General features: G+C 70.4%; 25 protein-coding genes and 2 pseudogenes. 14 read left to right on the forward strand and 13 right to left on the reverse strand.

The features are described 5' to 3' along the window. The first annotated feature begins 344 nt into the window (after positions 1-344). The 3 genes from ACFYXH_RS34225 (at position 345) to ACFYXH_RS34235 (ending at position 3,573) form a co-directional block, all read left to right on the forward strand. Entirely contained in the window at positions 345-1,358 is a 1,014-nt protein-coding gene (locus ACFYXH_RS34225; RefSeq protein ID WP_389571488.1) for a PP2C family protein-serine/threonine phosphatase, read from the forward strand. A gap of 292 nt (positions 1,359-1,650) precedes the next feature. After that, on the forward strand, positions 1,651-2,991 hold the full coding sequence (locus ACFYXH_RS34230; protein WP_389571491.1) for a transcriptional regulator: 1,341 nt from the start codon (positions 1,651-1,653) through the stop codon (positions 2,989-2,991). Between the two features lie 51 nt (positions 2,992-3,042). Next, positions 3,043-3,573, forward strand: a complete 531-nt coding sequence (locus tag ACFYXH_RS34235) for an NUDIX domain-containing protein (protein WP_326648690.1) — start codon at positions 3,043-3,045, stop codon at positions 3,571-3,573. Between the two features lie 10 nt (positions 3,574-3,583). Here the strand turns inward: ACFYXH_RS34235 and ACFYXH_RS34240 are convergent, their stop codons facing one another. Further along, positions 3,584-3,841, reverse strand: coding sequence for a hypothetical protein (locus ACFYXH_RS34240; RefSeq protein ID WP_385306373.1), 258 nt, complete (start codon positions 3,839-3,841; stop codon positions 3,584-3,586). Positions 3,842-4,017: 176 nt separating this feature from the next. Beyond that, complete coding sequence (locus ACFYXH_RS34245) at positions 4,018-4,878, reverse strand: 3-hydroxybutyryl-CoA dehydrogenase (protein ID WP_327322381.1); 861 nt, start codon at positions 4,876-4,878, stop codon at positions 4,018-4,020. 200 nt (positions 4,879-5,078) lie between these two features. Here ACFYXH_RS34245 and ACFYXH_RS34250 point away from each other — a divergent pair, with 200 nt between their 5' ends. Next, the gene (locus ACFYXH_RS34250) at positions 5,079-6,332 is read left to right on the forward strand and encodes a glycoside hydrolase family 10 protein (RefSeq protein WP_389571494.1); all 1,254 of its coding nucleotides are present in this window, start codon (positions 5,079-5,081) and stop codon (positions 6,330-6,332) included. Position 6,333: 1 nt separating this feature from the next. On the opposite strand, the gene ACFYXH_RS34255 is transcribed toward ACFYXH_RS34250, so the two are convergent. Both ACFYXH_RS34255 and ACFYXH_RS34260 read right to left on the reverse strand, forming a co-directional pair. Next, the gene (locus ACFYXH_RS34255; protein ID WP_389571497.1) at positions 6,334-6,525 is read right to left on the reverse strand and encodes a DUF1918 domain-containing protein; all 192 of its coding nucleotides are present in this window, start codon (positions 6,523-6,525) and stop codon (positions 6,334-6,336) included. Positions 6,526-6,597: 72 nt separating this feature from the next. Then, the gene (locus tag ACFYXH_RS34260) at positions 6,598-7,494 is read right to left on the reverse strand and encodes a DMT family transporter (protein ID WP_389571500.1); all 897 of its coding nucleotides are present in this window, start codon (positions 7,492-7,494) and stop codon (positions 6,598-6,600) included. Between ACFYXH_RS34260 and ACFYXH_RS34265 the strand changes: the two genes are divergently transcribed. Further along, positions 7,493-8,992 (forward strand): PLP-dependent aminotransferase family protein, encoded by a 1,500-nt coding sequence (locus tag ACFYXH_RS34265; RefSeq protein WP_389571503.1) that lies wholly within the window; start codon positions 7,493-7,495, stop codon positions 8,990-8,992. The genes ACFYXH_RS34260 and ACFYXH_RS34265 overlap by 2 nt on opposite strands. A 22-nt stretch (positions 8,993-9,014) precedes the next feature. On the opposite strand, the pseudogene ACFYXH_RS34270 reads toward ACFYXH_RS34265, so the two are convergent. Beyond that, positions 9,015-9,359, reverse strand: a pseudogene (locus tag ACFYXH_RS34270) (DUF6461 domain-containing protein); the annotation flags it as partial. Between ACFYXH_RS34270 and ACFYXH_RS34275 the strand changes: the two are divergent. From ACFYXH_RS34275 to ACFYXH_RS34285, 3 genes are read left to right on the forward strand one after another with little or no spacing between them, the layout of a single operon-like run. Beyond that, positions 9,292-9,723, forward strand: coding sequence for a GNAT family N-acetyltransferase (locus ACFYXH_RS34275; RefSeq protein WP_389571506.1), 432 nt, complete (start codon positions 9,292-9,294; stop codon positions 9,721-9,723). The pseudogene ACFYXH_RS34270 and the gene ACFYXH_RS34275 sit on opposite strands and share 68 nt — an antisense overlap. A 39-nt stretch (positions 9,724-9,762) precedes the next feature. Beyond that, on the forward strand, positions 9,763-10,338 hold the full coding sequence (locus ACFYXH_RS34280; RefSeq protein ID WP_389571509.1) for a histidine phosphatase family protein: 576 nt from the start codon (positions 9,763-9,765) through the stop codon (positions 10,336-10,338). A 50-nt stretch (positions 10,339-10,388) separates the two neighbouring features. After that, positions 10,389-10,655 (forward strand): hypothetical protein, encoded by a 267-nt coding sequence (locus ACFYXH_RS34285; RefSeq protein WP_389571513.1) that lies wholly within the window; start codon positions 10,389-10,391, stop codon positions 10,653-10,655. A 29-nt stretch (positions 10,656-10,684) separates the two neighbouring features. Here the strand turns inward: ACFYXH_RS34285 and ACFYXH_RS34290 are convergent, their stop codons facing one another. The 4 genes and pseudogenes from ACFYXH_RS34290 to ACFYXH_RS34305 form a co-directional block, all read right to left on the reverse strand. After that, positions 10,685-11,908, reverse strand: a complete 1,224-nt coding sequence (locus ACFYXH_RS34290) for an RNA polymerase sigma factor (protein ID WP_389571516.1) — start codon at positions 11,906-11,908, stop codon at positions 10,685-10,687. Positions 11,909-11,916: 8 nt separating this feature from the next. Then, positions 11,917-12,273 (reverse strand): YciI family protein, encoded by a 357-nt coding sequence (locus ACFYXH_RS34295; protein ID WP_362679179.1) that lies wholly within the window; start codon positions 12,271-12,273, stop codon positions 11,917-11,919. 99 nt (positions 12,274-12,372) lie between these two features. After that, positions 12,373-12,510, reverse strand: a pseudogene (locus ACFYXH_RS34300) (ATP-binding protein); the annotation flags it as partial. Positions 12,511-12,679: 169 nt separating this feature from the next. After that, a complete protein-coding gene (locus ACFYXH_RS34305) occupies positions 12,680-13,456 on the reverse strand; it encodes a LysR family substrate-binding domain-containing protein (RefSeq protein ID WP_389571520.1) in 777 nt (258 codons plus the stop codon). Between the two features lie 58 nt (positions 13,457-13,514). Between ACFYXH_RS34305 and ACFYXH_RS34310 the strand changes: the two genes are divergently transcribed. After that, positions 13,515-13,919, forward strand: a complete 405-nt coding sequence (locus ACFYXH_RS34310; protein ID WP_389571523.1) for a DUF5997 family protein — start codon at positions 13,515-13,517, stop codon at positions 13,917-13,919. Between the two features lie 40 nt (positions 13,920-13,959). On the opposite strand, the gene ACFYXH_RS34315 is transcribed toward ACFYXH_RS34310, so the two are convergent. Beyond that, positions 13,960-14,469 carry a DUF2000 family protein gene (locus ACFYXH_RS34315; protein WP_389571525.1) on the reverse strand — a complete coding sequence of 170 codons (510 nt, stop codon included), beginning with the start codon at positions 14,467-14,469 and terminating at the stop codon, positions 13,960-13,962. Between ACFYXH_RS34315 and ACFYXH_RS34320 the strand changes: the two genes are divergently transcribed. Continuing rightward, a complete protein-coding gene (locus ACFYXH_RS34320) occupies positions 14,468-15,322 on the forward strand; it encodes an AraC family transcriptional regulator (RefSeq protein WP_389571527.1) in 855 nt (284 codons plus the stop codon). The genes ACFYXH_RS34315 and ACFYXH_RS34320 overlap by 2 nt on opposite strands. Before the next feature lie 72 nt (positions 15,323-15,394). Here ACFYXH_RS34320 and ACFYXH_RS34325 read toward each other — a convergent pair whose 3' ends face one another. The 3 genes from ACFYXH_RS34325 to ACFYXH_RS34335 all read right to left on the reverse strand — a co-directional run bounded on the left by ACFYXH_RS34325 (position 15,395) and on the right by ACFYXH_RS34335 (position 18,085). Beyond that, positions 15,395-16,213, reverse strand: coding sequence for an SGNH/GDSL hydrolase family protein (locus tag ACFYXH_RS34325; protein WP_389571529.1), 819 nt, complete (start codon positions 16,211-16,213; stop codon positions 15,395-15,397). Then, positions 16,200-16,769, reverse strand: a complete 570-nt coding sequence (locus ACFYXH_RS34330; protein ID WP_389571531.1) for a PadR family transcriptional regulator — start codon at positions 16,767-16,769, stop codon at positions 16,200-16,202. Before ACFYXH_RS34330 ends, ACFYXH_RS34325 begins: the two co-directional genes overlap by 14 nt. A 203-nt stretch (positions 16,770-16,972) precedes the next feature. Then, positions 16,973-18,085, reverse strand: a complete 1,113-nt coding sequence (locus ACFYXH_RS34335; RefSeq protein WP_389571534.1) for an FAD-dependent oxidoreductase — start codon at positions 18,083-18,085, stop codon at positions 16,973-16,975. A 129-nt stretch (positions 18,086-18,214) separates the two neighbouring features. On the opposite strand from ACFYXH_RS34335, the gene ACFYXH_RS34340 reads away from it, so the two are divergent. The 4 genes from ACFYXH_RS34340 (at position 18,215) to ACFYXH_RS34355 (ending at position 22,486) form a co-directional block, all read left to right on the forward strand. Continuing rightward, on the forward strand, positions 18,215-18,796 hold the full coding sequence (locus tag ACFYXH_RS34340; RefSeq protein ID WP_389571537.1) for a TetR/AcrR family transcriptional regulator: 582 nt from the start codon (positions 18,215-18,217) through the stop codon (positions 18,794-18,796). A 304-nt stretch (positions 18,797-19,100) separates the two neighbouring features. Then, a complete protein-coding gene (locus ACFYXH_RS34345) occupies positions 19,101-19,433 on the forward strand; it encodes a hypothetical protein (protein ID WP_389571539.1) in 333 nt (110 codons plus the stop codon). Next, a complete protein-coding gene (locus ACFYXH_RS34350) occupies positions 19,430-20,878 on the forward strand; it encodes a translation initiation factor 2 (RefSeq protein WP_389571542.1) in 1,449 nt (482 codons plus the stop codon). The genes ACFYXH_RS34345 and ACFYXH_RS34350 overlap by 4 nt, the downstream gene beginning before the upstream one ends. A gap of 282 nt (positions 20,879-21,160) precedes the next feature. After that, a complete protein-coding gene (locus ACFYXH_RS34355; RefSeq protein ID WP_389571544.1) occupies positions 21,161-22,486 on the forward strand; it encodes a hypothetical protein in 1,326 nt (441 codons plus the stop codon). Positions 22,487-22,904: the final 418 nt, after the last annotated feature.

The raw sequence follows: 22,904 nt of genomic DNA on the forward strand, positions 1-22,904 counted from the left end.
GGGCGCCCCCCCCGGCCGGCGCGGGGGGGGGGCCCCCCCCCCCGGCGGGGGGGGGGGGGCGCCGCGGCGGCGCCCCCCCCCCCCCCCCCGGGGGGGGGGCGCCCCCCCCCCCCCGGCCCCGCCCCTCACTCATTTGGGTGAGAACGTGGGGCGTTGTCCCTTCCGGGCCCGGTCGATCGACAGAATCGTCCCGGCCGTGGGGGCCTGCCTGCGTGCCGGACAGGGCCTATGAGGGGACCATCCGCATGATCCGTATCAGGTCCGGTGGAGGCCCCTTGCCTGCCTCGTGGTGGGCGAGGTCCGCGCGCGCCGACAATTCGCGGGTACGGCGACTGTTTCCTCTGATGCTTCCCGCCGTATGGGGCGCCGCTGCGCTCACCTGGAAGATCGCCTGCCCGTCCACCCAGCCGGAGAGCCTCGGACAGCGGATCGTCACCGGCGTCGTCTTCTTCGCGGTCGGCACCGGTCTTGTCCTCGGTGTCCGACACGGGCTGAACCGCGAGCTCAAACGGGTCCGCGAAATCGCCTACGCCGCCCAGCGGGTGCTGCTGCGGCCGCTGCCACCCCGCCTCGCCGGACTCACCCTCGCCGCGGGCCAGCTCTCCGTCAGCCGCGGCGCCGCGGTCGGCGGTGATCTGTACGAGGCCGTGGCCACCCCGTACGGCGTGCGTATCGTCATTGGCGACGCCCGCGGGCACGGGCTGCCCGCGATCGGGGCGGTGGCCGCGGTTCTCGGCAGCTTCCGGGAGGCCGCCTACGACGAGCCCGAACTGGGCGGTGTACTACGACGGTTGGACCGGGCGATCCATCGGCATTTGCGGGAGCGGGCACGGGGCGAGCATCCGGCGGTCGGCGGGGGAGAGCCGGACTGCCCGGCGGCGGAGGATTTCGTCACCGTACTGCTGTTGGAGATCGGGCAGGACGGTGGCGTACTGGCCCTGAACTGCGGTCATCCATGGCCCTACCGGCTCTGCCGCCGGGCCGAACCGCTCGCCTGTGCGGACCCGCTGCCACCGCTCGGTCTGTTCCCGCTGCCGGCCGAGCTGCCGGTCCGCCGGTGTGCCCGGCTGCGGTCCGGCGAGGCGCTGTTCCTGCACACGGACGGGGCGGCGGACGCCCGTGACGCGGCGGGGAGGTTCTTCGGTCTGGAGGCCGTGCTCACCGATGCCGCGCTCGCCTCGCCGGTGTCGCCCGCCGCCGTGATCGCCACCGTTCACTCGGAGTTGCTGCGTCACACCGGCGGTCGTCTCGCCGACGATGTGGCACTCCTGGTGCTGCGTAACGACCGCGCGCGGGTACCGGCGCAGTCCGGAGATGCCGCCCTGCGCCGTACCCGGCCGGAACCCTCCAATCGCTAGTCATCTGCAGCCATGTGCAGCGATCGGCAACCAAGGGATTGCCATGCGGCCGGCGCCGCCCGCCCTGCCGCGGAGTGTCGGGCAGATCAGCAGGGCAGACGACGCAATCTGGGGCCGTCGCACTGTACGAGGGGGAGCCGACGGCCCGGCCGCCTCTATGAGAGGCACCCCAGTCAACCGGTGCGGGCGACGTGGCGGCAGAGCGCGCGGGGCACAGATGCGGGCACTTGGTTCACACCCCGTGCGAATCGCCCTCTACTAGGCTGAGCCCAACGAGCCACCGGAGGGGCACATGCAGCCCAATACCCTGCTCGACGCCCTGCTCGACGAGGCGGGCATCTCCAACGCGGGCCTTGCCGCCCGGGTCAACCAGGCCGGCCGGGCAAGAGGTCTGGCACTGCGGTACGAACACACGGCCGTAGCACGCTGGTTGAAGGGCCAGCGTCCGCGCGGCCAGGTGCCCGACCTGATCTGCGAGGTGCTCGCCGGCCGGCTGCACCGGGCGATCGTCCTCGGCGACATCGGCCTCGGAGTGCCGGGCGAGTCCGTCACGCAACCGGGCTCGCCGCTCTCCGGCTTTGTGGAGCGGGCCACCGCGATGTGGCGCTCCGACGAACAGCAGCGGCGGCACATCATCGAGGCGCCCGCGGTCACCGGCACCCCCGCCGTCATGCCCGTATGGGAGTGGGAGAACCCGCCGGAGGACTCGGACGTCTCACGCTCGGGGCAGACACGCGTCAGCATGGCCGACATAAAGATGCTGCGCGCCGCCCGTGCGCACTACGAGCTGATGTACCGGAAGGCGGGCGGCATAGCCACCCGCGCCCGCATTGTCGGCTTCCTCAACGCCGAGACCGCGCCGCTGCTCCGTGGTGGCTACAGTGACGCTCTCGGCCGCCAACTGCACCGCGCGACAGGCGGTCTGGTGTCCGTGGCCGGCATCTGCGCCTACGACTCCAACGCGCACGGCCTTGCCCAGCGCTACTTCCACCAGGCGCTGCGGCTGGCAAAGGCCAGCGGGGACCGGGGACTTGGCGCGTATGTGATCGCGCTGCTGGTCAACCAGTCGCTGTTCATGGCGGAGCACCGGCAGGCGGTGGCCTTCGCGGAGGCGGCGCTGCGAGCCGCAGGACAGCAGCTCACTCCGGCGCTGGCCGCCGATCTGTACGCGATGCAGGCGAAGGCGTACGCCCATCTAGGCGACGGCAGCAGCGCCTTGCGGTGCATCCGGCGAGCGGAGCTGGAGGCGGAGCGGATCCGTCCGGGGTACGAGCCGGACGAGACCGGCTATGTCCAGCCGGGCCTGGTGAATGTCCAGGTGGCGGAGGCCCTGCTCAGCCTCGGTGATCTGACGGCGGCACGGCAGCATGCCGCGGCGGCCGTCGACACCCCGGCGCACGACCGCGGCCGGGTGCACCGGCTCGCCATGCTCAGCCAGATCGAGCTGCGCCAGGGCGAGGTGGACCGGGCGGCGCAGACGGCGGCGGAGATGGTGGAGCGGGCCAAGGGGATGGAGTCGCAGCGGATCCGGGACCGGCTGCGGGCGGTACGCGAGCATCTCGTGGCGAGCGGTTGCACCAACGCCGACGAGGCTGCCGAACTCATCGACGGGGCACTGCGCGTTCCCCTCTGACCGAGCTCCTGCTGCGATATTGCCATCTACTTGTCGGAAGGTGGCAGAAACGTGCAGTGGACGAAATTAAGCGAACAAACTGTGTATGAAAACCGCTGGTTCAGGGTCAACCTGGCCGACGTCGAGCTCCCCGACGGCCGGCACCTGGACCACTTCCTCATCCGGCTCCGCCCGGTCGCCGTCGCGACCGCGGTCAATCGGGCCAACGAAGTGCTGATGCTCTGGCGGCACCGCTTCATCACCAACAGCTGGGGCTGGGAGCTAGCCGCCGGCGTCGTCGAGGACGGCGAGGACATCGCGGCCGCGGCCGCCAGAGAGATGGAGGAGGAGACCGGCTGGCGTCCGGGCCCCCTCCAGCACCTCCTGACCGTCGAGCCGTCCAACGGCCTCACCGACGCCCGGCACCACCTCTACTGGTCCGAGGACGCGACGTACATCGGGCATCCGGAGGACGACTTCGAGTCCTCGCGCCGCGAATGGATACCGCTGAAGCTGGTACCCGACATGATCGCCCGCGGTGAGGTCCCGGCCGCCAATATGGCGGCCGGGCTGCTGATGCTTCACCATCTGCGGCTGGGCTGACGCCCGGCGGCTATCGGCCGATCGCCTGCCACACCGTTACCGCCAGCGCTCCGAGCGCGGTCAGCGCGGCAACGGCGGGCAACGGCCACCTGGACTGCTCAAGTGCCCCGACGCGCGCGGCCAGATCGGTCAGCTCCCGGTCGATCTGGCCGTTGCGCTGCGCGAGCAGCGCCAGATGCCCGTCTATCCGGGCGAGGCCGACGTCGAGGCTGCGGCGTAACTCAGCGAACTCTTCGACGACCACTAAATGATCAGGGTCGTTGGTCACGGACTGGCTCCTCCTTCGGGAAAGTTGTGCAGCGGACCCTTGACTGAGCGGAACCGAGTCAACTCTCCCTGGTCGGAGGGCGGGAGCGTGTGCGCACGGCATATGCGGGCACGCCCCGCACACTCCGTGTGAATCAGGAGTACGACCCCATCACGGGTGTGGCGAGTCCGGTCCCGTCATGAGTACGGGTAGAAACCCGAACCCGTCTTGCGGCCGAGCCGCCCCGCGTCCACCATCCGCTGCAGCAGCGGGGGAGCGGCGTACAGCGGCTCCTTGAACTCGGCGTACATCGAGTCCGCGACCGAGGCGACGGTGTCCAGGCCGATCAGATCGGAGAGCTTCAGCGGGCCCATCGGGTGGGCACAGCCGAGCTCCATGCCGTTGTCGATGTCCTCGCGGCTCGCGATGCCCGACTCGAACATCCGGATCGCGGAGAGCAGATACGGGATGAGGAGGGCGTTCACCACGAAGCCCGAACGGTCCTGGGCGCGGATCGGGTGCTTGTCCAGCACGTTCTGGACCACGGCCTCGGAGCGCTTGATCGTCTCCTCGGAGGTGGTCAGCGCCGGGATCAGCTCGACGAGCTTCTGCACCGGGGCCGGGTTGAAGAAGTGGATGCCGATGACCTGGTCCGGCCGGGAGGTCGCGACGGCGAGCTTCACCAGCGGGATGGACGAGGTGTTGGAGGCGAGGATCGCGTCCTGGCGGGTCACCACCTGGTCGAGCACCTGGAAGATCTCGGTCTTGACCTGCTCGTTCTCCACGACGGCCTCGATGACGAGATCGCGGTCGGCGAACTCCCCGAGGTCGGTGGTGAAGCTCAGCCGCTCCAGCGTCGCGTCGCGCTCCTCCTCGGTGATCTTGCCGCGTTCGGCGGCCTTCGAGAGGGAGTTGTAGAGCCGGGTGCGACCGATCTCCAGAGCCTCGCCCGTGGTCTCGGCGACCTTCACCTCGAGGCCGCTGCGGGCGCACACCTCCGCGATGCCTGCGCCCATCTGGCCGCAGCCCACCACTCCGACGCGTGCAATGTCGGCCATTGAGTCCGTCACCTCGTGCCTTTCGCTGATCCTGTGTCCGGGGTCTCCCCGGCCGGAGGCCGGGGGACGGGCCCCCCGTGTGATTCCCGGCGCCCGCCTCGACCCCACGACGTTACTCCGGATGCATGTGTGCACGACCGTCAGGGGCGGGCATGCTGTGCGGATACGGCGGCCGGCACCGAAAACGCAGGGGGCGACAAATGAGGCAGATCGGAAGAAGAGGGTTTGTCGTGACAGCGGCCGGAGTGCTGGCCGCGCTGACGACGGCCGGGGACGCGGCAGCCGCGCCGGCGGCCGGCCGGGCAGGTCGCCGCCGGCACGGGCCGAGCCGGGAATTCCGCGGCATGTGGTTAGCGAGCGTAGCCAACCGCGACTGGCCCTCCCGGCCGGGCCTCACCGCCGCCGAGCAGTGCGCGGAACTCCTCGCCCACCTCGACGCGGCCGTAGCCCGCCGGCTGAACGTCGTGGTCTTCCAGGTCAGACCGACTGCTGACGCCCTGTGGCCCTCACCGTACGAGCCCTGGTCCCAGTACCTCACCGGCGTCCAGGGACAGCACCCCGGATGGGACCCGCTCGGCACCGCCGTGCGTGAGGCCCACCGGCGCGGTCTGGAGCTGCACGCCTGGTTCAACCCGTACCGCGTCGCGAACCACACCGACCCGTCCCGGCTGGTCGCGAACCACCCGGCCCGGGTCCACCCCGACTGGGTCCTTCCGTACGGCGGGAAGCTCTACTACAACCCCGGCATCCCGGAGGTCCGCAGCTTCGTCCAGCGCGCGATGATGGACGCCGTCCACCGCTACGACATCGACGCCGTCCACTTCGACGACTACTTCTATCCGTATCCGGTCGCCGGCCAGGTCTTCGACGACGACGCCAGCTACGCCCGCTACGGCGCGGGCTTCCCGGACAAGGCCGCCTGGCGGCGCGACAACATCGACCGGCTGGTGCGCGAAATGGCCGAAAGAATCAAGAAGGCCAAGAAGAACGTCCGCTTCGGCATCAGCCCCTTCGGCGTATGGCGCAACGCCGCGACCGACCCGCTCGGCTCCGACACCCAGGCCGGCGTGCAGACCTACGACCATCTGCACGCCGATACCCGCAAGTGGGTGAAGCAGGGCTGGATCGACTACATCGCCCCCCAGATCTACTGGAACATCGGCTTCGCCGCCGCCGACTACGCCAAGCTGCTGCCCTGGTGGAACAGCGTCGTACGGGGCACGGGCGTCCATCTCTACGCCGGTGAGGCCCTCTACAAGGCGGGCGACCCCGCCCAGCCCGCACCCTGGCGGGACCCCGCTGAACTGTCCCGCCACCTCACGCTGGCGCGCGGATACACCGATGTCCGCGGCCACTGCTTCTTCTCGGCCAAAGAGGTCATGACTGATCCGGTCGGCGCGATGGCCAAAGTGGTGGCCGATCACTATCCGACCAGGGTGCGTCCCCCGGGCTGAGTCAAGGCTGTTCGTGGTGGCGCACGACGCAGTCGGGGCCCGGAGACATCAGCGCCTCGTGCCCGTCGTCGAAGCGAACGCGGTACGGAGGAGTGCCTTTGGCCCCCAGTACCTCGACGACTTCGGCCTGCTTGTCGTGCTGCCCCACGGTCCTGCCGTGCATCAGCAGTGTGTCGCCCACATTCGCTTGCATCAGGAGTGACCTCCTCGAAGGCGGTGGTCCGGTGGTGTTTCGAGTCTACGGCCGGGTGCGAGAGTTGCACCTTCAGCTGCGGGCGCGCTGGGTGACCGCGATGCACACCAGGACGGCGACCGCGGCCACCGGGGCGGCGGGCGAGAGCGGCTCGTCCAGCAGGGACACCGACCAGACCAGAGTGAGAAGCGGCTGCGCGAGCTGGAGCTGGCTGGCCTTGGCGATGCCGATCGAGGCCATGCCCCGGTACCAGACGTACAGGCCGAAGAAGGTCGAGCCGGCGGCGACCCAGATCAGCCCGATCACGCCGTGGGCCGTCAGCCGCACCGGTTCGAAGGCCAGGGCAACGGCCGATCCGGTGAGCGTCAGCGGCAGGCAGAGCATCAGCGCCCACCCGATCACCTGCCAGCCCGGCATCTCCCGGGCCAGGCGGCCGCCCTCGGTGTAACCGGCCGCGCAGACCAGCAGGGCTCCGAAGAGGTACAGATCGCCGGTCTGGAGCGCACCACCGCTCTGCTGCACGGTGAACGCGATCACCACGGCGGCCCCGGCGAGCGCCGCAAGCCAGAAGGTGCGGGACGGGCGGCGGCCGGTGCGCACGGCCGCGAAGGCGGCGGTGGTCAGCGGCAGCAGTCCCACCACCACGGCGGCGTGCGAGGTGGTGGAGGTCTGCAGGGCGAGTGTGGTCAGCAGCGGAAAGCCCACGACCACACCGCCGGCCACCACCATGAGCCCCGCCCAGTGGCGGCGGTCGGGGAGCGGCACGCGCATCGCCCGCAGAAAACCCCCCGCGACCACGGCGGCGAGCACGCTCCGTACGGCGACGAGGGACCAGGGGCCGAAGCTCTCCAGGCCCCAGACGGTGGACGGAAAGGTGAGCGAGAAGGCGAGGACGCCCAGCGCGGCCTGGAGGGTGCCGCTGCTGACCGCTATCGAGGCGGTGGGAGTAGCGCTATCCTGTGCTGTCATGCATGAGCGTAGCAGTGTGACGGAATTGGCGAATGCGCTGAAGCGTGAGCTCGACCGCTACTCGCCTGGTGGAAAGCTGCCGTCGAGTCGGGCGCTCGTGGAGCGCTTCCGGGTCTCTCCGGTGACCGTCTCGCGCGCGCTCGCCCAGCTTGCCGCCGAGGGACTGGTCGTCACCCGGCCCGGCGCCGGAGCCTTCCGGGCGCAGCCCCGTACCGACACCCCGCCGCCCCAAGACACCTCCTGGCAGGAGGTCACCCTCAGCGCCGACGCGGCCACCGAGCTGGTGCCGCGCGCCGTTGATGCCTCCGGGGTCCTGGCCACCCTCGCCGCGCCGGCGACCGGTGTCGTGGAGTTCAACGGCGGCTATCTGCATTCCAGCCTCCAACCGGAGCAGGCGATGGCCGCGGCCCTGGCGCGGGCCGGGCGGCGGCCCGGGGCCTGGGGCCGGCCGCCCACCGACGGGCTGCCCGAACTGCGTGAGTGGTTCGCCCGCGGTCTCGGCGACACCAGGGGAGCCGCCGATGTACTGATCACGGCAGGCGGCCAGTCCGCACTGACCACAGCCCTGCGCGCGCTCGCCCCGCCCGGAGCCCCCGTGCTCGTCGAATCCCCCACCTATCCGGGCATGCTGGCGATCGCACGCGCCGCCGGACTGCGGCCTGTGCCGGTCCCGATCGACGCCCGCGGCGTACGTACGGAACTGCTCGCCGCAGCCTTCCAAGCCACCGGTGCCCGGGTCTTCGTCTGCCAGCCGCTCTTCCAGAACCCGACCGGAGCGGTGCTCGCAGCCGAGCGCCGTCCTGAAGTGCTCCGCATCGCGCGCGCGGCAGGCGCCTTCGTCGTCGAGGACGACTTCGCGCGCCGCCTGGTCCACGAGGACGCGGGCCCGCTGCCCAGGCCGCTCGCCGCGGACGACCACGACGGCGTCGTCGTCCATGTCAGTTCGCTCACCAAGGCGACGTCGCCGAGCCTGCGGGTGGGGATGCTGGCCGCCCGCGGCCCCGTCCTGGAACGGCTGCGCGCCATCCAAGTCGTCGACAACTTCTTCGTACCGCGCCCGCTCCAGGAAGCAGCCCTGGAACTTGTCGGCGCACCCGCCTGGAACCGTCATCTCCGCACGGTGGCCGCGGAGTTGAAGGTGCGCAGGGACACCATGACCGCCGCCCTGCTGCGGCATCTGCCCGAACTGACCCTGCCCCACGTCCCGTCCGGCGGCTACCACCTCTGGCTGCGGCTTCCCGACGGCGCGGACGAGGCCGCACTGCTCTCCGCGGCCCTGCGCGCGGGCGTCGCCGTCGCACCCGGCCGCCCCTATTTCTGCGCCGAACCCCCTGCGGGATATGTGCGGTTGAGTTTCGCGGGCGTGGCGGGACCGGCCGAGATCGCCGAGGGCGTACGGCGGCTGCGGACCGCGTGCGACGAGGTGCTGGTGCCGGGCCGCGAGACTGTCGGCGGGCCGGTAGCGGCGCCGTCCCGCACACGAACTCCGCCGTCCTGAGGAGTTCCGGCGTCAGTAGCACCCCCGTGATCCGCTCGGCCGGCGCGAACGCGGCTTCCGTGTGCAACTCGTCGTCGCGGCCGTCTTGTCCGCAGAGGTCGAAGCCCACCTTCCGCATGGTGCCGATGAGGCTGTCGGGATCGCTGCCGTCGCGCCCGTAGGGGAACAGCGGGTCGCAGTGGAGGCGCAGTTCGCCGTCCTCGAACCAGCACGAGCATCGCAGCCGCCACCGACAACGGTCCTGCCGCGCCCGCGAAAACAGCTCGACCGAACCGCCCCGGGCCTGCGAGCCTCCCGCCATGAACGAGACGACCTTCGGCACGTACACGATCTCCACCGACCCCGCCCGCCTGGACGCCGCCCGCATCCACCATTGGCTTTCCACCGATGCCTACTGGGCGCTGGGCCGCAGCCGTGAGAAGCAGGACCTGGCCATCGCCGGTTCGCTCAACTTCGCGGCGTACGAGACGACTTCGGGTGAGCTCGTCGCGTACGCCCGTGTCGTCACCGACCACGCCACCTTCGCCTGGCTCTGCGATGTGTACGTCGACCGGGCCGCCCGCGGCAAGGGGCTCGGCACCGCGCTGGTCGCCGCCGCCCGCGATCACCTCGCCCCGTGCGGGCTGCGCCGTATCCTCCTCGCCACCGAGGATGCCCACGGCGTCTACGAGAAGATCGGCTTCCAGGCCCTCCAGCACCCCGGGAACTGGATGTCGCTCGGCCATCAGTGACCTCTTGACCTGCGCGGCTTTCGCAACCACCATCACGCCATGAGTGTCCGGATCACGCTGGTCGCTGCCGCCCGCAGCTCCGCCCTGCTCGCCGAGCGCTTCGACGACGACCGGCCGCTCGATCAGGCCGGATGGCACGAGATGCAGCTCGCCGCGCACGCCCTCGTGCCGCTGAACGTCGCCGAGCTGCGCTACTGCTCGCCGACCGCCCGCAGCCGGGCGACCGGCGACGCGCTCGGCTTCGCGCCGATCGCCCAGCCGGCACTGCGCGACTGCGACATGGGCCGCTGGCGCGGCTTCACCTTCGCGGAGGTGACCTCCAGGGAGCCGGACGCCGTCGACGCCTGGCTCGCCGACCCGCGCTCCGCGCCGCACGGCGGCGAGCCGCTGCTCGCGTTCATTTCGCGCATAGGGAGCTGGCTGGACACCAGGCCCGCCGAGGACGTCGGTGCCATCGTCGCTGTCGCCGAGCCGGCCGTCGTACGGGCGGCGCTGGTGTACGCGCTGAGGATGCCGCCCTCTGCGTACTGGAATGTGGACGTCCGCCCGCTGTCGACTGTCACCCTGACCGGCCAGGCGGGCCGTTGGAGCCTGCGCCTGGAGGCGGCCGCCTGACCGTGCCCGCACCTCCGCCCGATGCTTTTGCCCGATTTAGGATCTCCGCCATGCCGCAGACCCAGCTGCTCGCGGAAGCCGCCCGTCAGCTGGGCCAGGACCGTACAGCGACCTGGTGCCGGTGGCGGCAGAGCGAGCTGCGCCACGGGTTCCTCCGCGCCGAGCTGGCCCCGGGCGGCTGCGCGCGTCCGGCTGCTGCCGCTCGATCCCGCAGCGGCGCCACCCTCGTACCCGGCGACATCATCGCCCTGCAGGAACGGCGACCGGCCGCCGGCACCGCGGTGGTGACCGCGGGCATGCACCAAGCGGGTAGCTGACGGGGCAGTCGTCGCGCGCGGTCGAGCGGTCAGGCGCGGTTCAGCGACTCGAGACCGCGCCGCAGGAAGTCACGCTCGGCCGAATTCTCGGTGCGGGCGATCGCTGCCTCGTACGCGAGTGCCGCCTCGCTGTCGCGGCCCAGGCGCCGCAGCAGATCGGCCCGGATGGCGTGGAAGAGATGGAAGCCGCCGAGGTCGAGACTGTCGACGAGGGCCAGTCCCGCCCCCGGGCCTTCGACCTCCGCCACCGCGACGGCGCGGTTGAGGGCTACGACGGGGCTCGGGGCGAGCGCGAGCAGCTGGTCGTACAGCCGCAGGATCTGCGACCAGTCCGTGGCGGCCGCGACCGACGCGTCGCTGTGGACGGCGTTGATCGCCGCCTGGATCTGGTACGGGCCGGGCTGACCGCGCCTCAGACACTGCCGGACGAGGACCTGGCCCTCGGCGACGAGATCGTGGTCCCACAGACCGCGGTCCTGGTCGGTCAGCAGCACCAGGCCGCCGTCCCGCGTGGTGCGGGCGGCCCGGCGCGACTCGGTGAGCAGCATGAGTGCGAGCAGCCCCTTGACCTCGGGCTCGTCGGGCATGAGCTCGGCAAGGAGGCGTCCGAGCCGGATGGCCTCCGCACAGAGGTCTTCCCGCACCAGCCGCTCGCCCGAGCCGGCCGTGTAGCCCTCGTTGAAGATGAGGTAGACGACGGCCAGCACCGGCCGGAGTCGGTCCGGGAGATCGGCGTCCTTCGGGACCCGGTAGGGGATCCGAGCGTCGCGGATCTTGGCCTTGGCCCGGACGAGCCGCTGGGCCATGGTCGGCTCAGCCACCAGGAACGCACCCGCGATCTCCGCGGTGGTCAGCCCGCCCAACAGCCGAAGCGTCAGAGCGACCTGGGAGGCGGGGGCGAGCGCGGGGTGGCAGCAGGTGAAGATCAGGCGCAGCCGGTCGTCGTGCACAGGATGCTCCTCGGCCGGTTCGTCGACGTTGTGCAGCAGTGCGGCCTGGGCGTACCGGTCCTCGCGGGACGCTTCCCGGCGGATGCGGTCGATGAGCCGGTTGCGGGCCGTGGTGATGATCCAGCCGGCCGGGCTCGGCGGCAGTCCGGTGGCCGGCCACCGCTCCACCGCCGCGGCGAATGCGTCCTGGACCGCCTCCTCGGCGATCTCGATGTCGCCGAAGCGGCGGACCAGGACGGCTACCGCGCGCCCGTACTCCGTACGGAACACGCGCTCGATCTCCGCGACGGTCCCGGCAGGCATATCGGGTGTCACTCCGCGGCTTCGCCCAGGAACGGCCGTACCTCGATCGGGAGCGTGGTGGCGCGGGCGGCCTTACGGCCCCATTCGAGTGCGGAGTCCAGATCGGGCGCCTTGACGATGCACAGCCCGCCGATGTGCTCCTTGCCTTCGGCGTACGGGCCGTCGGTCATCAGGGCGTCGCCGCCCTTGACCTGGACCACGGTGGCCGTGCTCGGGTCGTGCAGCCCTCCGGCGAAGACCCATGCGTCGGCGGCCTTCAGTTCCTGATGGAAGACGTCGAGCTCCCGCCTGATCTCTTCCAGCACCTCGGGCGCGGGCTTCTCTGCGGACGACGGCTGGATCACGCTGAGAAGGTAGTGCTTCATGGCGTCTCTCCTTGGAGTTCGAGGCCGGCCCCGTGCCGGTCTCCCACCCTCTATACGAACGGCTTCCGGCCGGATCGACACGTGCGGGGCCAAAAGTGGTCAGCTGGTGGAGGCGGGGAGGCGTACGACGAGGTGCGCGCCGGGGGCGTTGTCCTCGACGTGGGTGCTGCCGTGGTGGGCGGTGACGATGTCATGGACGATGGCGAGGCCGAGTCCGCTGCCGCCGGTGTCTGTGGCGCGTGCAGTCCGGTGAGAGCGCCGTCTCCGACCGTCCCGGCACCTACGGTGCCGCCCAGGTCAAGTCGCCGCAGGCCCGGTGCACTTGCGGGACAGAACCGCAACTGGTCCCCTGGCGATCTTCGGGTCGGCGGGCCGGCGCAAAGCCCACGAATGTGCGATGCGGGGGCTACGACCGGCGGCGAGGTTTGCCGCGCTTGCCGCCCTTGGGGCCGCCGGAACCGCTCCGTGGGCTCTTGCCGGTCGAACCGGTCGACTTGCCGGCTGCGGGCTTCCGCCGTGCGCCGCCTGTAGTGGGACGCTTGGGCTTCGGTTGGGCCGGTGCCGGGGCCGGGGAGCGACCGCGTGAGCTGTTGACGGTCCGCCCGCGGACGATCCCGATGAAGTCCTCCACCAGTTCGGTGGTCTCGTCCTGTGGCCAGGAGAGCGCGATGCGCGACTCGGGGGCATCCGAGACCGGCCGATACGTGAGGTCCTTGCGGTGGTGCAGGCGGGCGAGTGACTGCGGGACGACGAGCAGCCCCACTCCTGCCGCCACCAGCTCGATGGCGTCCGCCGTCGTGGCGGGCCGTTCGTTCGCGGGCTGTCCCGGCAGACGCTCCCAGTCGAGGGAGTCGTCGAGGGGATGCAGCACGATGTCGTCGGCCAGATCCCCGACGGACACTTCGTCGACCGCGGCCACGAGGTGGTCCTTCGGGACCACGACCACCGTGGTCTCGGTGTAGAGGGGGATCGCGCTGAGGTCCGTCCGGTCGACCGGCAACCGCACGAAACCCGCGTCGGCGCCGCCGCCCCGCAACACGTCGGGTGCGTCGGCGGCGGACACCGCGACGAGGGTCAGTGGGATTTCGGGCAGTCGCTCGTTCCAGATCCGCACCCACTTGGTCGGCGTCACGCCCGGGACATAAGCGAGCCGGAATGAAGGGGGTACTTCCGAGCCTGTCACTCCGCCAGGTTACCGGTCGTGGTCGGAGGTAGCTCACACGCTCGATACTCTTGACACCATGACGTCGCACCAGACCACCCAGACAATGAAGCCCGCGACCGCGGCGAAGAAGCTGGGTGTGTACCTCCAGGCCACCCCCACCGAGTTCCAGGAGGGTGTCGTCTCGCGCAACGAGTTGAATGCGCTGCAGACCGATCCGCCCGAGTGGCTGCTGGAACTGCGACGCAACGGCCCGCATCCCCGGCCGGTGGTCGCGGCGAAGCTGGGCATCTCCATCGCGGGGCTCGCCCGTGGCGGAGTCACCGAGGCCCTCACCACCGAGCAGATCGACGCGTTGAAGAAGGACAGCCCCGAGTGGCTGCAGCGGGAACGCGCTACCCAGGCAGAGGTCCGGAAGGAAGCGGCGCGCATCAAGGAGAAGAACGCGGCGCAAGCCGATCAACCCGGCCGACCGCGTTCCTGACCGAGTACCGGTGATCGGGGTCGGGGAGATTTGAAGTCGCTCAGGGGTGCATTCGCGCGCCCTTGAGGACCTTGTCCACCGCGTTGCGGGGTCCGTAAACGGCCATCCCTACCAGATCGAGCTGGTCCTTGCGCACGGCCCGTACAGCCGCCCGGTTGTCCCGGTCGTTGCCCGTGCTGAACAGATCCGACGTGAACACGGCACTCGGTAGCGAGCGCGACAGCGCACGACCGTGCGCGGCGGTCAGCGTCTCCTTCGTCCCCTCGAAGACCAGCACGGGCTGGCGGAACATCGGCAGGTACGAGGTGTCGTCGGCGTCCGTGTACGGCTCGCCGATCACCTCGGGTGACGCTGTGCCGAGCCCGCTGACCAGGAAGGCGGTCACATTCAGCCGCTGCCAGGACTCAAGGTCGTCGCGCAGCAGGACGGCGATCTTGGTTTCGAAGCGCACAGGCACGTTCGCATCCCCGGCCGCAGTCCCGGCCCCGGCCCCAGTACCAGTCCCGGCCCCGGCCTCGGCCTCGGCCTCGGTCTCATCCTCGGTTCTCATGCTTCGAGACTCCAGGGTGCACGCCTTCTCCGTCTTGTACGTTCTTTGCGTGACGACCCGGCAGGAGATCTCCGCTTGGCGCCCGCCGGTCGCGGGTGTCGTTGAGGTCTTCCACGCCCACTTCACCGAGCACGCGTACCCCATGCACGTCCACGACGCCTGGACTTTGCTGATCGTCGACGACGGTGCGGTCCGCTACGACCTGGACCGCTACGAGCGCGGCACCCCGAGCGACACCGTGAGCCTGCTCCCACCGCAGGTCCCGCACAACGGCTCACCTGCCACCCCTCAGGGCTTTCGCAAGCGCGTGCTCTACCTCGACATGACACAGCTGGACGAGAGCTTCATCGGGCCGGCGGTGGACGGCCCGGACCTCACAGAGCCCGTCCTGCGCAGACGCGTCGGACAGTTGCACACAGCCCTCGCGAACAGGGGCGACGAGTTCGAGGCGGAGAGCCGTCTGGCCCTCATCAGCGAGCGACTGCGCCGGCATCTGCGCCCCAGGCTGGCCCTCGGCAGCGCGGGGCCCGACGGCGGCCTCGCCCAGAGCCTGCGTGACCTCCTCGACGAACGACTGCTTGAAGGCATCGCCCTGAAAGAGGCCGCGCGCCTGGTCCACGCCCACCCCACCCATCTCGTACGTGCCTTCAGCGGCGCCTTCGGCATCGCCCCGCACCAGTACATGACGTCCCGCCGCGTCGATCTGGCCCGCCGTCTGCTACTCGACGGACAGCCGCCGGGCGAGGTGGCGACCGCCGCCGGCTTCTACGACCAGTCCCACCTCACCCGGCACTTCAAGCGGGTCGTGGGCATCACCCCGGGCCGGTACGCCCGTACCGGAGCCGTCAGCTGAGCATGGGCCGCGCTTGCTGCCACCCCTGACTCCCCAGCAGTAGAAGCACACCAACGGCCCTGGCCGCAGTCCCTACGAAGATTCCCGTTGACCGGTGTCTGCCGGGGAGTCGGGCGTCGCGCTCAGGGGCAGGAGCTGGGGGCGTTTTGCGGTGCGGCCGTCGCCGGAGGACCGACCGCGCAGACGGCGTCCGAGCCAGGGGCCGAGGAATGCGGCCGCCCAGCGCAGTTCGGCTCCTGCGGCTTGCCGGCCCGCGGGGACCGTATGTGGCGGTAGGGGGAGCGTCCAAGCGTCGTCGCTTGCGGGCAGGTGGAGGGCTTGGGCAACGGCTGCGGCGATCCGCGCGTGGCCCAGGGGGCTGGCATGGAGTCGGTCCGCGGTCCACAGCCGTGGGTCGGTGGAAACGGCCTGCCGGCCGGTTTCGGCTACGGCGACCCCGTGCCGGGCGGCCGCAGCGCGGATGCGGGTGTTGAGGTCGAACACGCGGGACCTGATCGGCCGGGCAAGCGGCGCGATCTTCCCCACGTCGGGGAAGGTCACGGTCGCCACCTGAGCTCCGGCGGCCGTGAGCGCGGCGAACATCTCTTCCAGGTGCCCGGCCACCTCTGCGGCGTTGAACCGGGGCCGGAGCAGGTCGTTGACCCCGGCGACGACGGTGGCCAGGTCGGGGCGCAGGGCCAGTGCGGGCCCCAGCTGTTCAGCGCGGACCTGGCCGGCGACACGTCCTCGTACGGCCAGATTGGCGTACCGCAGCCCGGGGTTGACCGCCGCGAGGTGCTCGGCGAGCCGGTCGGCCCAGCCGCGAAGGCCGATGGTGTCGTCCCCGTCGCCCAGCCCTTCGGTCTGGCTGTCGCCCAGGGCGACGTAGCGCTGGTATTCACCGTTCAGCATGAGTCGTCCGCCTTTCCCTCAGGACCGCCGCAATCCGCAGGCACCAGTCCCGGTGGCCCTGCTCGAAGGCCAGGCCGCGCAGGCACGTCAGGTAAGGCCCGATCCGCTCGCCGCGGCGCAGGAACTCCTCCTCGTCCGCAGCGCCGCGCATCTTCCGCAGCAGCTTGCCCAGAAGCTCGATCTTGGCCTCGGCCGCGGACGCTCGCTCTTCGAGCTGCTCGATCACCGACGCGGTGCCGATGCGGTCGGCGGCCTGGACCTTGACGAGCAGATCGTCGCGGATGAACGAGGGCTTCGATGCGCCTGCGGCAAACTTCTCCAGCTCGGCGCGACCGGCGTCGGTGACCGTGAACAGGCGCTTGTTGGGCCGGGTCTCCTGGATCACCTGTCGACCCGCGACCAGCCCTTCCTTCTCCAGCTTGGTCAGCTCGGCGTACAGCTGCTGGGGCAGGGCGTGCCAGAAGTTCGCGACGCCGACATCGAACGCTTTCGCCAGCTGGTATCCGCTGTACTCACCGTCCAGCAGCGCCGCCAGCACAGCATGTCGCAAGGCCATCGGAGCAGCCCTTCCCTTCCTCGTCCGCCACCACATCATACTCAAGAAGTTGACTAGTCACATCCTTGTGTATGAGGAGGATCGTGGAGAGTGCGGAACACGTTTCCAGAGTTAGTTCAGTCAGTAGAGACTCTGGGCAGCGTTGGCTCCATGCCATGCCCGGTGGCGTTGGTGCGGCCCGGCAGAACCGGCGGACCTTTTGCTCAGGAGTCCGCCGGGGGTATGAGGTGGTCGAGTCCCTCGGCGCAGCCCTTGGCGGCCTCGGCCGAGCGCGGCAGCATGACGCTCTCGTAGGCACGGACGGCGTCGTCGACGCCGGCTTCGGTGGCAAGGGCGTGGGCGAGGTCGGCGCCGTCGAGCATGGCGAGGTTGGCACCCAGCCCGAGAGGGGGCATCAGATGTGCGGCGTCGCCCAGCAGGGTGACGCCGGGTACGTGCTCCCAGGTGTGCGGGACGGGCAGTGCGAACAGAGGCCGGTTGACGAACTCGCCGTCGTTGTACCGCAGGAGATCGAGCAGGCTCTCGTCCCAGCCCTCGTACACCGTCAGTAGGTGCTTGCGCACGGCCGCCGTGTCACCAAGGTCCAGGCCGGCGGTCATGTGCCAGTTCTCCGGGGCGCGGAACGCGATGTAGGCGCGGATGTGGCCATTGCTGTTGCGCTGGGCGAACAGGCCCTTGCTGTCGGCCTTCGCCATCATGGTGCCGTCGCCGACCAGCCGCGAGAGAGCGGCATGGCGGGTGTCGCAGTCGTCGAAGCCGATGTCGACGAAGGTGACACCGGTGTAGCCGGGCGTGGCGTCGGACAGGGCAGGGCGGACACGTGACCAGGCGCCGTCGGCGCCGACGATCAGGTCGAAGTCCTCAGTGGTGCCGTCGCTGAAGAGCAGGCGGCGCTTGCCGTCCCCGAGCAGGCCGACCCCGCTGACGGTGCGGCCCCACCGGACGGTGCCCGCCGTGAGGGATTCCAGGAGAAGACCGCGCAACTGGCCCCGGTCGATCTCCGGCCTGTCGACGTCGGCGTCGCCGGGCTCCTCATGAGACAGGACCGTGGCAGTGGCGGGGTCGAGCAGGCGCCACTCCTGGCCTTCAGGACGAGCCAGGGCGCGGAACCGGTCGAGCAGGCCCGCCGCGCGCAGCGCGACCTGTCCGGTGCCGGCATGCATGTCGAGAGTGCCGCCCTGAAGGCGGGCGTCGGCGGACGCCTCGTGTTCGAAGACGGTGACGGAGCGGCCGTGGAGCTGCAGAACACGGGCGCAGGCAAGGCCGCCGAGGCCGGCGCCGACGATCGCGACGCGGGGGTCACTGGCGGAGTTCATGGGGCTCTCCCTCGGGAGGTGGGCGAGTTGCCGGGAGGTCCGGCACGCTGCGACCAAGAAAGCACACTCACTAAATAAGTGCAATCACTACACTTTCATAGTGGGTGCACTTCGGGGTACGGTGTGCAGGTGACCGAACCGACCGGGCGCCGCGAGCGCAAGAAGGCCCTGACCCGTAGGTCCCTGGCCGACGCCGCGCTCCAGCTCTTCCTCGACCGCGGCTACGACCAGGTCGGCGTCAAGGACGTCGCCGACGCCGCCGACGTGTCGGTGACCACGTTGTTCAAGCACTTCCCCAGCAAGGAGGCGCTGGTCTTCGACCAGGACGACGACCTCGAAGCGGCACTCGTCGCCGCGGTGCGCGAACGTGCCCCCGGCCAGTCGATCCCGCAAGCCCTGCGCGAGCACGTCCTGCTGATGCAGGCCTCCGTCGCGGACCCACGATCCGCCGCGTTCATGCGCATGGTGGAGGACACCCCGGCGCTGCGCGACTACGCCCACCGCATGTGGATGCGTCACGAAGTGGCCGTGGCACGAGCCATCGCCGAGGAGGTCGGCGCCCCCGAAGCCGACGTCACCAGCGCCGCCCTTGCCCGTTTCGCGCTGGAAGCCCGGGGTCTCATTCGGCGGCACCCCGACCCGCGGCGTGCCGCCGACGAGGTCTTCGCCCTTCTCGAACACGGCTGGGCAACCGCCCACCCCGGCAACTGACCCGCTCCCCCCGGGAAGCCGACGAGGATCTCCGCGCGGCCGCCGGCGGCGCCTCAGTCGCAACCCACCAGGTCGACTGCAAACTCGCCAACCGAAACGCAACGTCTCACAACCTTGGGCGGGCGTCGGCAAGGTACCGATGGCAGGTGGGAACGTTGCCGGAAGGGCCAACTACAGGCACAGTCACGGTCGGTTAGGGTGGCGGTGAGGGTCGTGAGCTGGGCGTTGGGGACGAATCGACGCTCACGGTGCCTTATGGAACCGGGGGGATGCCGTGCAGCCGACAGCACGTTCCGTACGCGCTATGAACCGGCTCACCGAGCAGTGGGCAACTATTGGGATGGGGCACGGCGGGACCGTCCTCTCCGCCACGAGCCTGTGGCCGCTCCTCGCCTCCCTCGCACACGCTGCTGACGGACCGGCGCGCGCCGAACTGGAGGACGCAATAGGGCTGCCGGCCGCCGAGGCCGCCTTCGACCGCCCTTTCGGTTTCCCGACCGTCCACCGCACTTCGCGCCTGGTTATGGCGGCCGGGTGGGTGGCCGAGCCCGTCCCATTTTCCGAGTGCGGCGGGAACCACGATGGCGACGGCCCGGACGAAGCGCAGGACGCGGCCGGGAAGGGGGCCGTGGCATGACCGCACTGCTCGATGGCCTTGCCGTCAACCCTGCCACCCCGGCCGACCTGCTGCTGCGGCTGCTGGAACCGGAGTACGAGAGCGCCTGGTACGCGCTGGCCTCACGGCGCGCCTCCTTCCCCAAGGAGGTGACCGCCGCGATCGTCACGCACCCGCACCCCCGTGTCAGAGGGGCCCTGGCCCGCAACCCCTTCGTGGACCCCGAGGTGCGCGGGCTGCTCGTGGACGATCCTGACTGGCTCGTCCAGGCCCGCCTCGCCGGCCGCCCGGACAAGACGCGGCCCGTCCGTCCGCTCCCCGACTGGGTGATCGACCGGATGCTGACGACATACGGCAACGACTGCCTGCAGGAGTTGATGTTCTCCCGGCAGATCCCCTTCCGAGTCCAGCTCTCGTACTGCCGCCATCCCCTGGCCTCGATACGGCAGATGGCCACCAACGTCTGGACGTTCCTGTCCGTGGCCGAACGGGCGGCGCTGCTGAAGGACCCGCACCCGCAGGTACGGGCGAGTGCACAGAACAGGCTGGAGACCGACGACGCGGAGGCGATGGAGCGCAGGCTGGGTCCGCTGCCGGTGCCGCGCAATCACGGGACCGGGCTGATCCTGGTGAACTACCGCCTCTCGCGGACCGTCGTCGACTGGCTGCTGAGCGACCCCCACCCCGACAACTCGTGGGTACTCGCCCACAACTACAGCACTCCGCCGGACGTCGTCGCCGGGCTCGTCGCGCACCCCGATCCGAAGGTCAGACTGGAACTCGCCCGCCGCGGCGACCTCGCCCCCGCGCTCGTGGAGGTTCTTGCGCGTGACACTGAGCCGCGGGTGCGCACCGCGATCTCGCTGCGGCCCGAGTTGAGCGAGGACGAGCGGGCGGCGATCGACTACACGGTGGACACCGACGAGGACTTCGGACCGTGTGAACACCATGCCCAGGCGGCCCCCGACCCGGCCGCATCCGCCGTGTACGCCCGATCACGCCACCCACTGCTGCGCCGACGGGCCGCCCGTGACCCCGCGCTGCCCGCCGGGCTCGTCGCACTGCTCGCGCGGGACGACGACCTGGGCGTACGGATGCTGCTCGCCCACAACCACCCGGCGCCACCGCCGGAACTGTTGCTGCGCAGCTACCTGGAGCACCAGGGCGGGGCCCGCGACCTGCTGATCGAGCACCCGCGCTTCCCCGTCGCAGGACTGGGCGCACGCTTCGCGGATGCCGACGCACCCCGCGAGCGGCGCCTGGCCGTCCTCGACCCCGGACTCGCGCCTGAAACCGGCGACCGGCTCACCCGCGACCCGAACGCGGCGGTCCGCGCGGGGGCGGCCCGCCATCCCCGGCTGCCGGGCCGGCGGCTGCTCGCCCTCCTCGCCGACGGGGAACTGGGCGAGCACGCCGCCGCCAACCCGGCGCTGCCCGTGACCGTGATGCGCGGACTACTCACATAGCGGGCCGCTCGCAAAGCCCCGGCTCCACCGCGCGGGGGCCTCTGCAACGCTCAGTCGGGCCAACTGAACCGCATGCCAGAGGCCTTGGCGCGGCGCCGGCTCGCGGAGGCAGAGCGACTTGAACGGAGACGCCCAGGAGTGAAGCGGGACCGTCGTCGACGAATTCTCCGAGGCGCGATGTCAGTGCGATGGGATACAACACCTTTAGCCACGGGAGCCGCACCAGCGACAGGCTGGCTCTGCCGACCGGGCACTCAGTCATGCGTCTCTGGGGGGACACCAATGATCAGATCACGCGCAGTCTGGGCCGTCGCCGGAGCGGCCGCGCTCCTGCTGACCGGTACCAGCGCCGCACACGCCGCACCCGGGCAGGCCCCGAACGTGCAATGGGCGAGCAGCGTCTCGGAAGACCTCGGCACCCTTGCCGTCGGCATTAGCTCCGACAGCCCCATCACCGAGATCAAGGCCCACATCGTCTCCGCCGCCACGCAGCAGGAAGTCGCAGTCGTGAGCGGCAACAGCTTCGCGCTCTTCTCCGGTACGCCCGAGGACGGCGTCTGGCGCACGAAGGAGCCGCTGAAGCTCGGCGCCCTCGGCAGCTACACGGTCCATATCGAGGCCACGGACGCGGACGGCGACCAAACCATCCGGAACTCGGCGGGCTCCCTCGCCTACTACGTGGTCGCTCAGTTCGAAGACTTTCGTACGGATCGCACGAAGATCGACATCGATCATCGCGACGTCGCCGTCGAAGGCGTGCTGAAGGGGCGCTGGCCGGGAACCCGCGAGCTGAAGCCCCTGGCGGACCACCCGGTGGACATCGACGTGGACTACTGGACCAGCGCCACCCCCCGGACCGACGCACAGGGACGCTTCTCGGCCTCGGTGCGTTTGAGTAACGCCGCGCCGGTACAGGCCGTCTATCGCCACTCCAACGAGTACCCGGACGTCATCTACGGCGAGTCCCCGACCACGCAGATCGCCATCCAGCAGGTGGCCACCCGCTGGAGCCTCGTACGAACCACCGCCCGCAGCATCGACTACGGCGGGCAGGTGACCGTCACGGCGAAGCTGGAGCGCAGCACCGCGAAGGGCTGGGTGTCTTTCGCCGGCCAGGAGGGTGGCGTCCTGTTCGTCCCGCCGCCGGGCGGCCAATCCGAGACGGTCGGCCACTTCACCACCGCGGATGACGGCACGGTCAGCCTCACCCACACGCCCTATCAGGGCGGCCACTTCCTGCTCACCTCGCGCAGCGAGGACCCGTTCATCGCCGGGGCCTCCGCGCAGAGCGCCGAGATCAACGTCCTGCGGGCCTCACAGTTCACCGCGTTCGAGGCCACCCGCACCGGGGCCAAGCAGGTGAACGTGCAGGGGTCCATCGACTTCCCCGACGGTTGGACGCCTGCGCCCATCAACGTGCACATCCAATTCTCCCGTGACGGCAAGCACTGGACCGACGTGGCCACCACGGAGGCCAGCTGGTCCGGCAGCGGGAACGCCTTCTCGGCAGATATCACCAACAGCCGGACGGGCTACTTCCGCGCCCACTTCCGTGCCACCGACGCGTTCCAGTCGGCCACGTCGGCACCCATCCAGGTAGCCCGATAGCCAGGCGTTCACCTGCGCGTTGCCGCCCGGTCGTCACCACTGGGCGGTATCTGTGCTGGTCGGGATAGTTGAACCAGGTCGCAGGGCCGTAGTGTCTGCCCGTCGCAGGCGAAGCAGATCAGGGGGGCAGCGGTGGTGTGGACGAGGTGCGGAAAAGCGGCAGGGGCGGCGGTGGCTGCTGGGCTGTTCGTCGTCACCGGGTGTTCGGCGCAGGATTCGGTCGACGACCCGGAGGCGACGGATCCGGCACCGGCGTCCGTATCACCATCACCATCGACGTCTGGACCCCGGCCGCTGACGGCCGGGCAGTTGAAGTCCCTCTTGCTGCGGGAGGGGGATGTGCCGCAGGTTGACAGCGCGCCTGTACAGGGTCCCGTTCCCAAGTACGATCCGCGGGTTCTGGTAGCGGGCCCGGATT

This window comes from Streptomyces sp. NPDC002730 (assembly GCF_042888805.1).
Classification (GTDB): domain Bacteria; phylum Actinomycetota; class Actinomycetes; order Streptomycetales; family Streptomycetaceae; genus Streptomyces.

Coding starts and splice junctions, on each gene's coding strand:
- ACFYXH_RS34290 (WP_389571516.1), bottom strand. CDS start 11,908: ATGCCTGCCGGGACCGTCGCGGAGATCGAGCGCGTGTTCCGTACGGAG.
- ACFYXH_RS34350 (WP_389571542.1), top strand. CDS start 19,430: ATGACCGCACTGCTCGATGGCCTTGCCGTCAACCCTGCCACCCCGGCC.
- ACFYXH_RS34295 (WP_362679179.1), bottom strand. CDS start 12,273: ATGAAGCACTACCTTCTCAGCGTGATCCAGCCGTCGTCCGCAGAGAAG.
- ACFYXH_RS34335 (WP_389571534.1), bottom strand. CDS start 18,085: ATGAACTCCGCCAGTGACCCCCGCGTCGCGATCGTCGGCGCCGGCCTC.
- ACFYXH_RS34355 (WP_389571544.1), top strand. CDS start 21,161: ATGATCAGATCACGCGCAGTCTGGGCCGTCGCCGGAGCGGCCGCGCTC.
- ACFYXH_RS34320 (WP_389571527.1), top strand. CDS start 14,468: ATGCTTCGAGACTCCAGGGTGCACGCCTTCTCCGTCTTGTACGTTCTT.
- ACFYXH_RS34315 (WP_389571525.1), bottom strand. CDS start 14,469: ATGAGAACCGAGGATGAGACCGAGGCCGAGGCCGAGGCCGGGGCCGGG.
- ACFYXH_RS34275 (WP_389571506.1), top strand. CDS start 9,292: ATGAACGAGACGACCTTCGGCACGTACACGATCTCCACCGACCCCGCC.
- ACFYXH_RS34310 (WP_389571523.1), top strand. CDS start 13,515: ATGACGTCGCACCAGACCACCCAGACAATGAAGCCCGCGACCGCGGCG.
- ACFYXH_RS34230 (WP_389571491.1), top strand. CDS start 1,651: ATGCAGCCCAATACCCTGCTCGACGCCCTGCTCGACGAGGCGGGCATC.
- ACFYXH_RS34265 (WP_389571503.1), top strand. CDS start 7,493: ATGCATGAGCGTAGCAGTGTGACGGAATTGGCGAATGCGCTGAAGCGT.
- ACFYXH_RS34245 (WP_327322381.1), bottom strand. CDS start 4,878: ATGGCCGACATTGCACGCGTCGGAGTGGTGGGCTGCGGCCAGATGGGC.
- ACFYXH_RS34225 (WP_389571488.1), top strand. CDS start 345: ATGCTTCCCGCCGTATGGGGCGCCGCTGCGCTCACCTGGAAGATCGCC.
- ACFYXH_RS34330 (WP_389571531.1), bottom strand. CDS start 16,769: ATGGCCTTGCGACATGCTGTGCTGGCGGCGCTGCTGGACGGTGAGTAC.
- ACFYXH_RS34250 (WP_389571494.1), top strand. CDS start 5,079: ATGAGGCAGATCGGAAGAAGAGGGTTTGTCGTGACAGCGGCCGGAGTG.
- ACFYXH_RS34325 (WP_389571529.1), bottom strand. CDS start 16,213: ATGCTGAACGGTGAATACCAGCGCTACGTCGCCCTGGGCGACAGCCAG.
- ACFYXH_RS34280 (WP_389571509.1), top strand. CDS start 9,763: ATGAGTGTCCGGATCACGCTGGTCGCTGCCGCCCGCAGCTCCGCCCTG.
- ACFYXH_RS34260 (WP_389571500.1), bottom strand. CDS start 7,494: ATGACAGCACAGGATAGCGCTACTCCCACCGCCTCGATAGCGGTCAGC.
- ACFYXH_RS34255 (WP_389571497.1), bottom strand. CDS start 6,525: ATGCAAGCGAATGTGGGCGACACACTGCTGATGCACGGCAGGACCGTG.
- ACFYXH_RS34285 (WP_389571513.1), top strand. CDS start 10,389: ATGCCGCAGACCCAGCTGCTCGCGGAAGCCGCCCGTCAGCTGGGCCAG.
- ACFYXH_RS34345 (WP_389571539.1), top strand. CDS start 19,101: ATGAACCGGCTCACCGAGCAGTGGGCAACTATTGGGATGGGGCACGGC.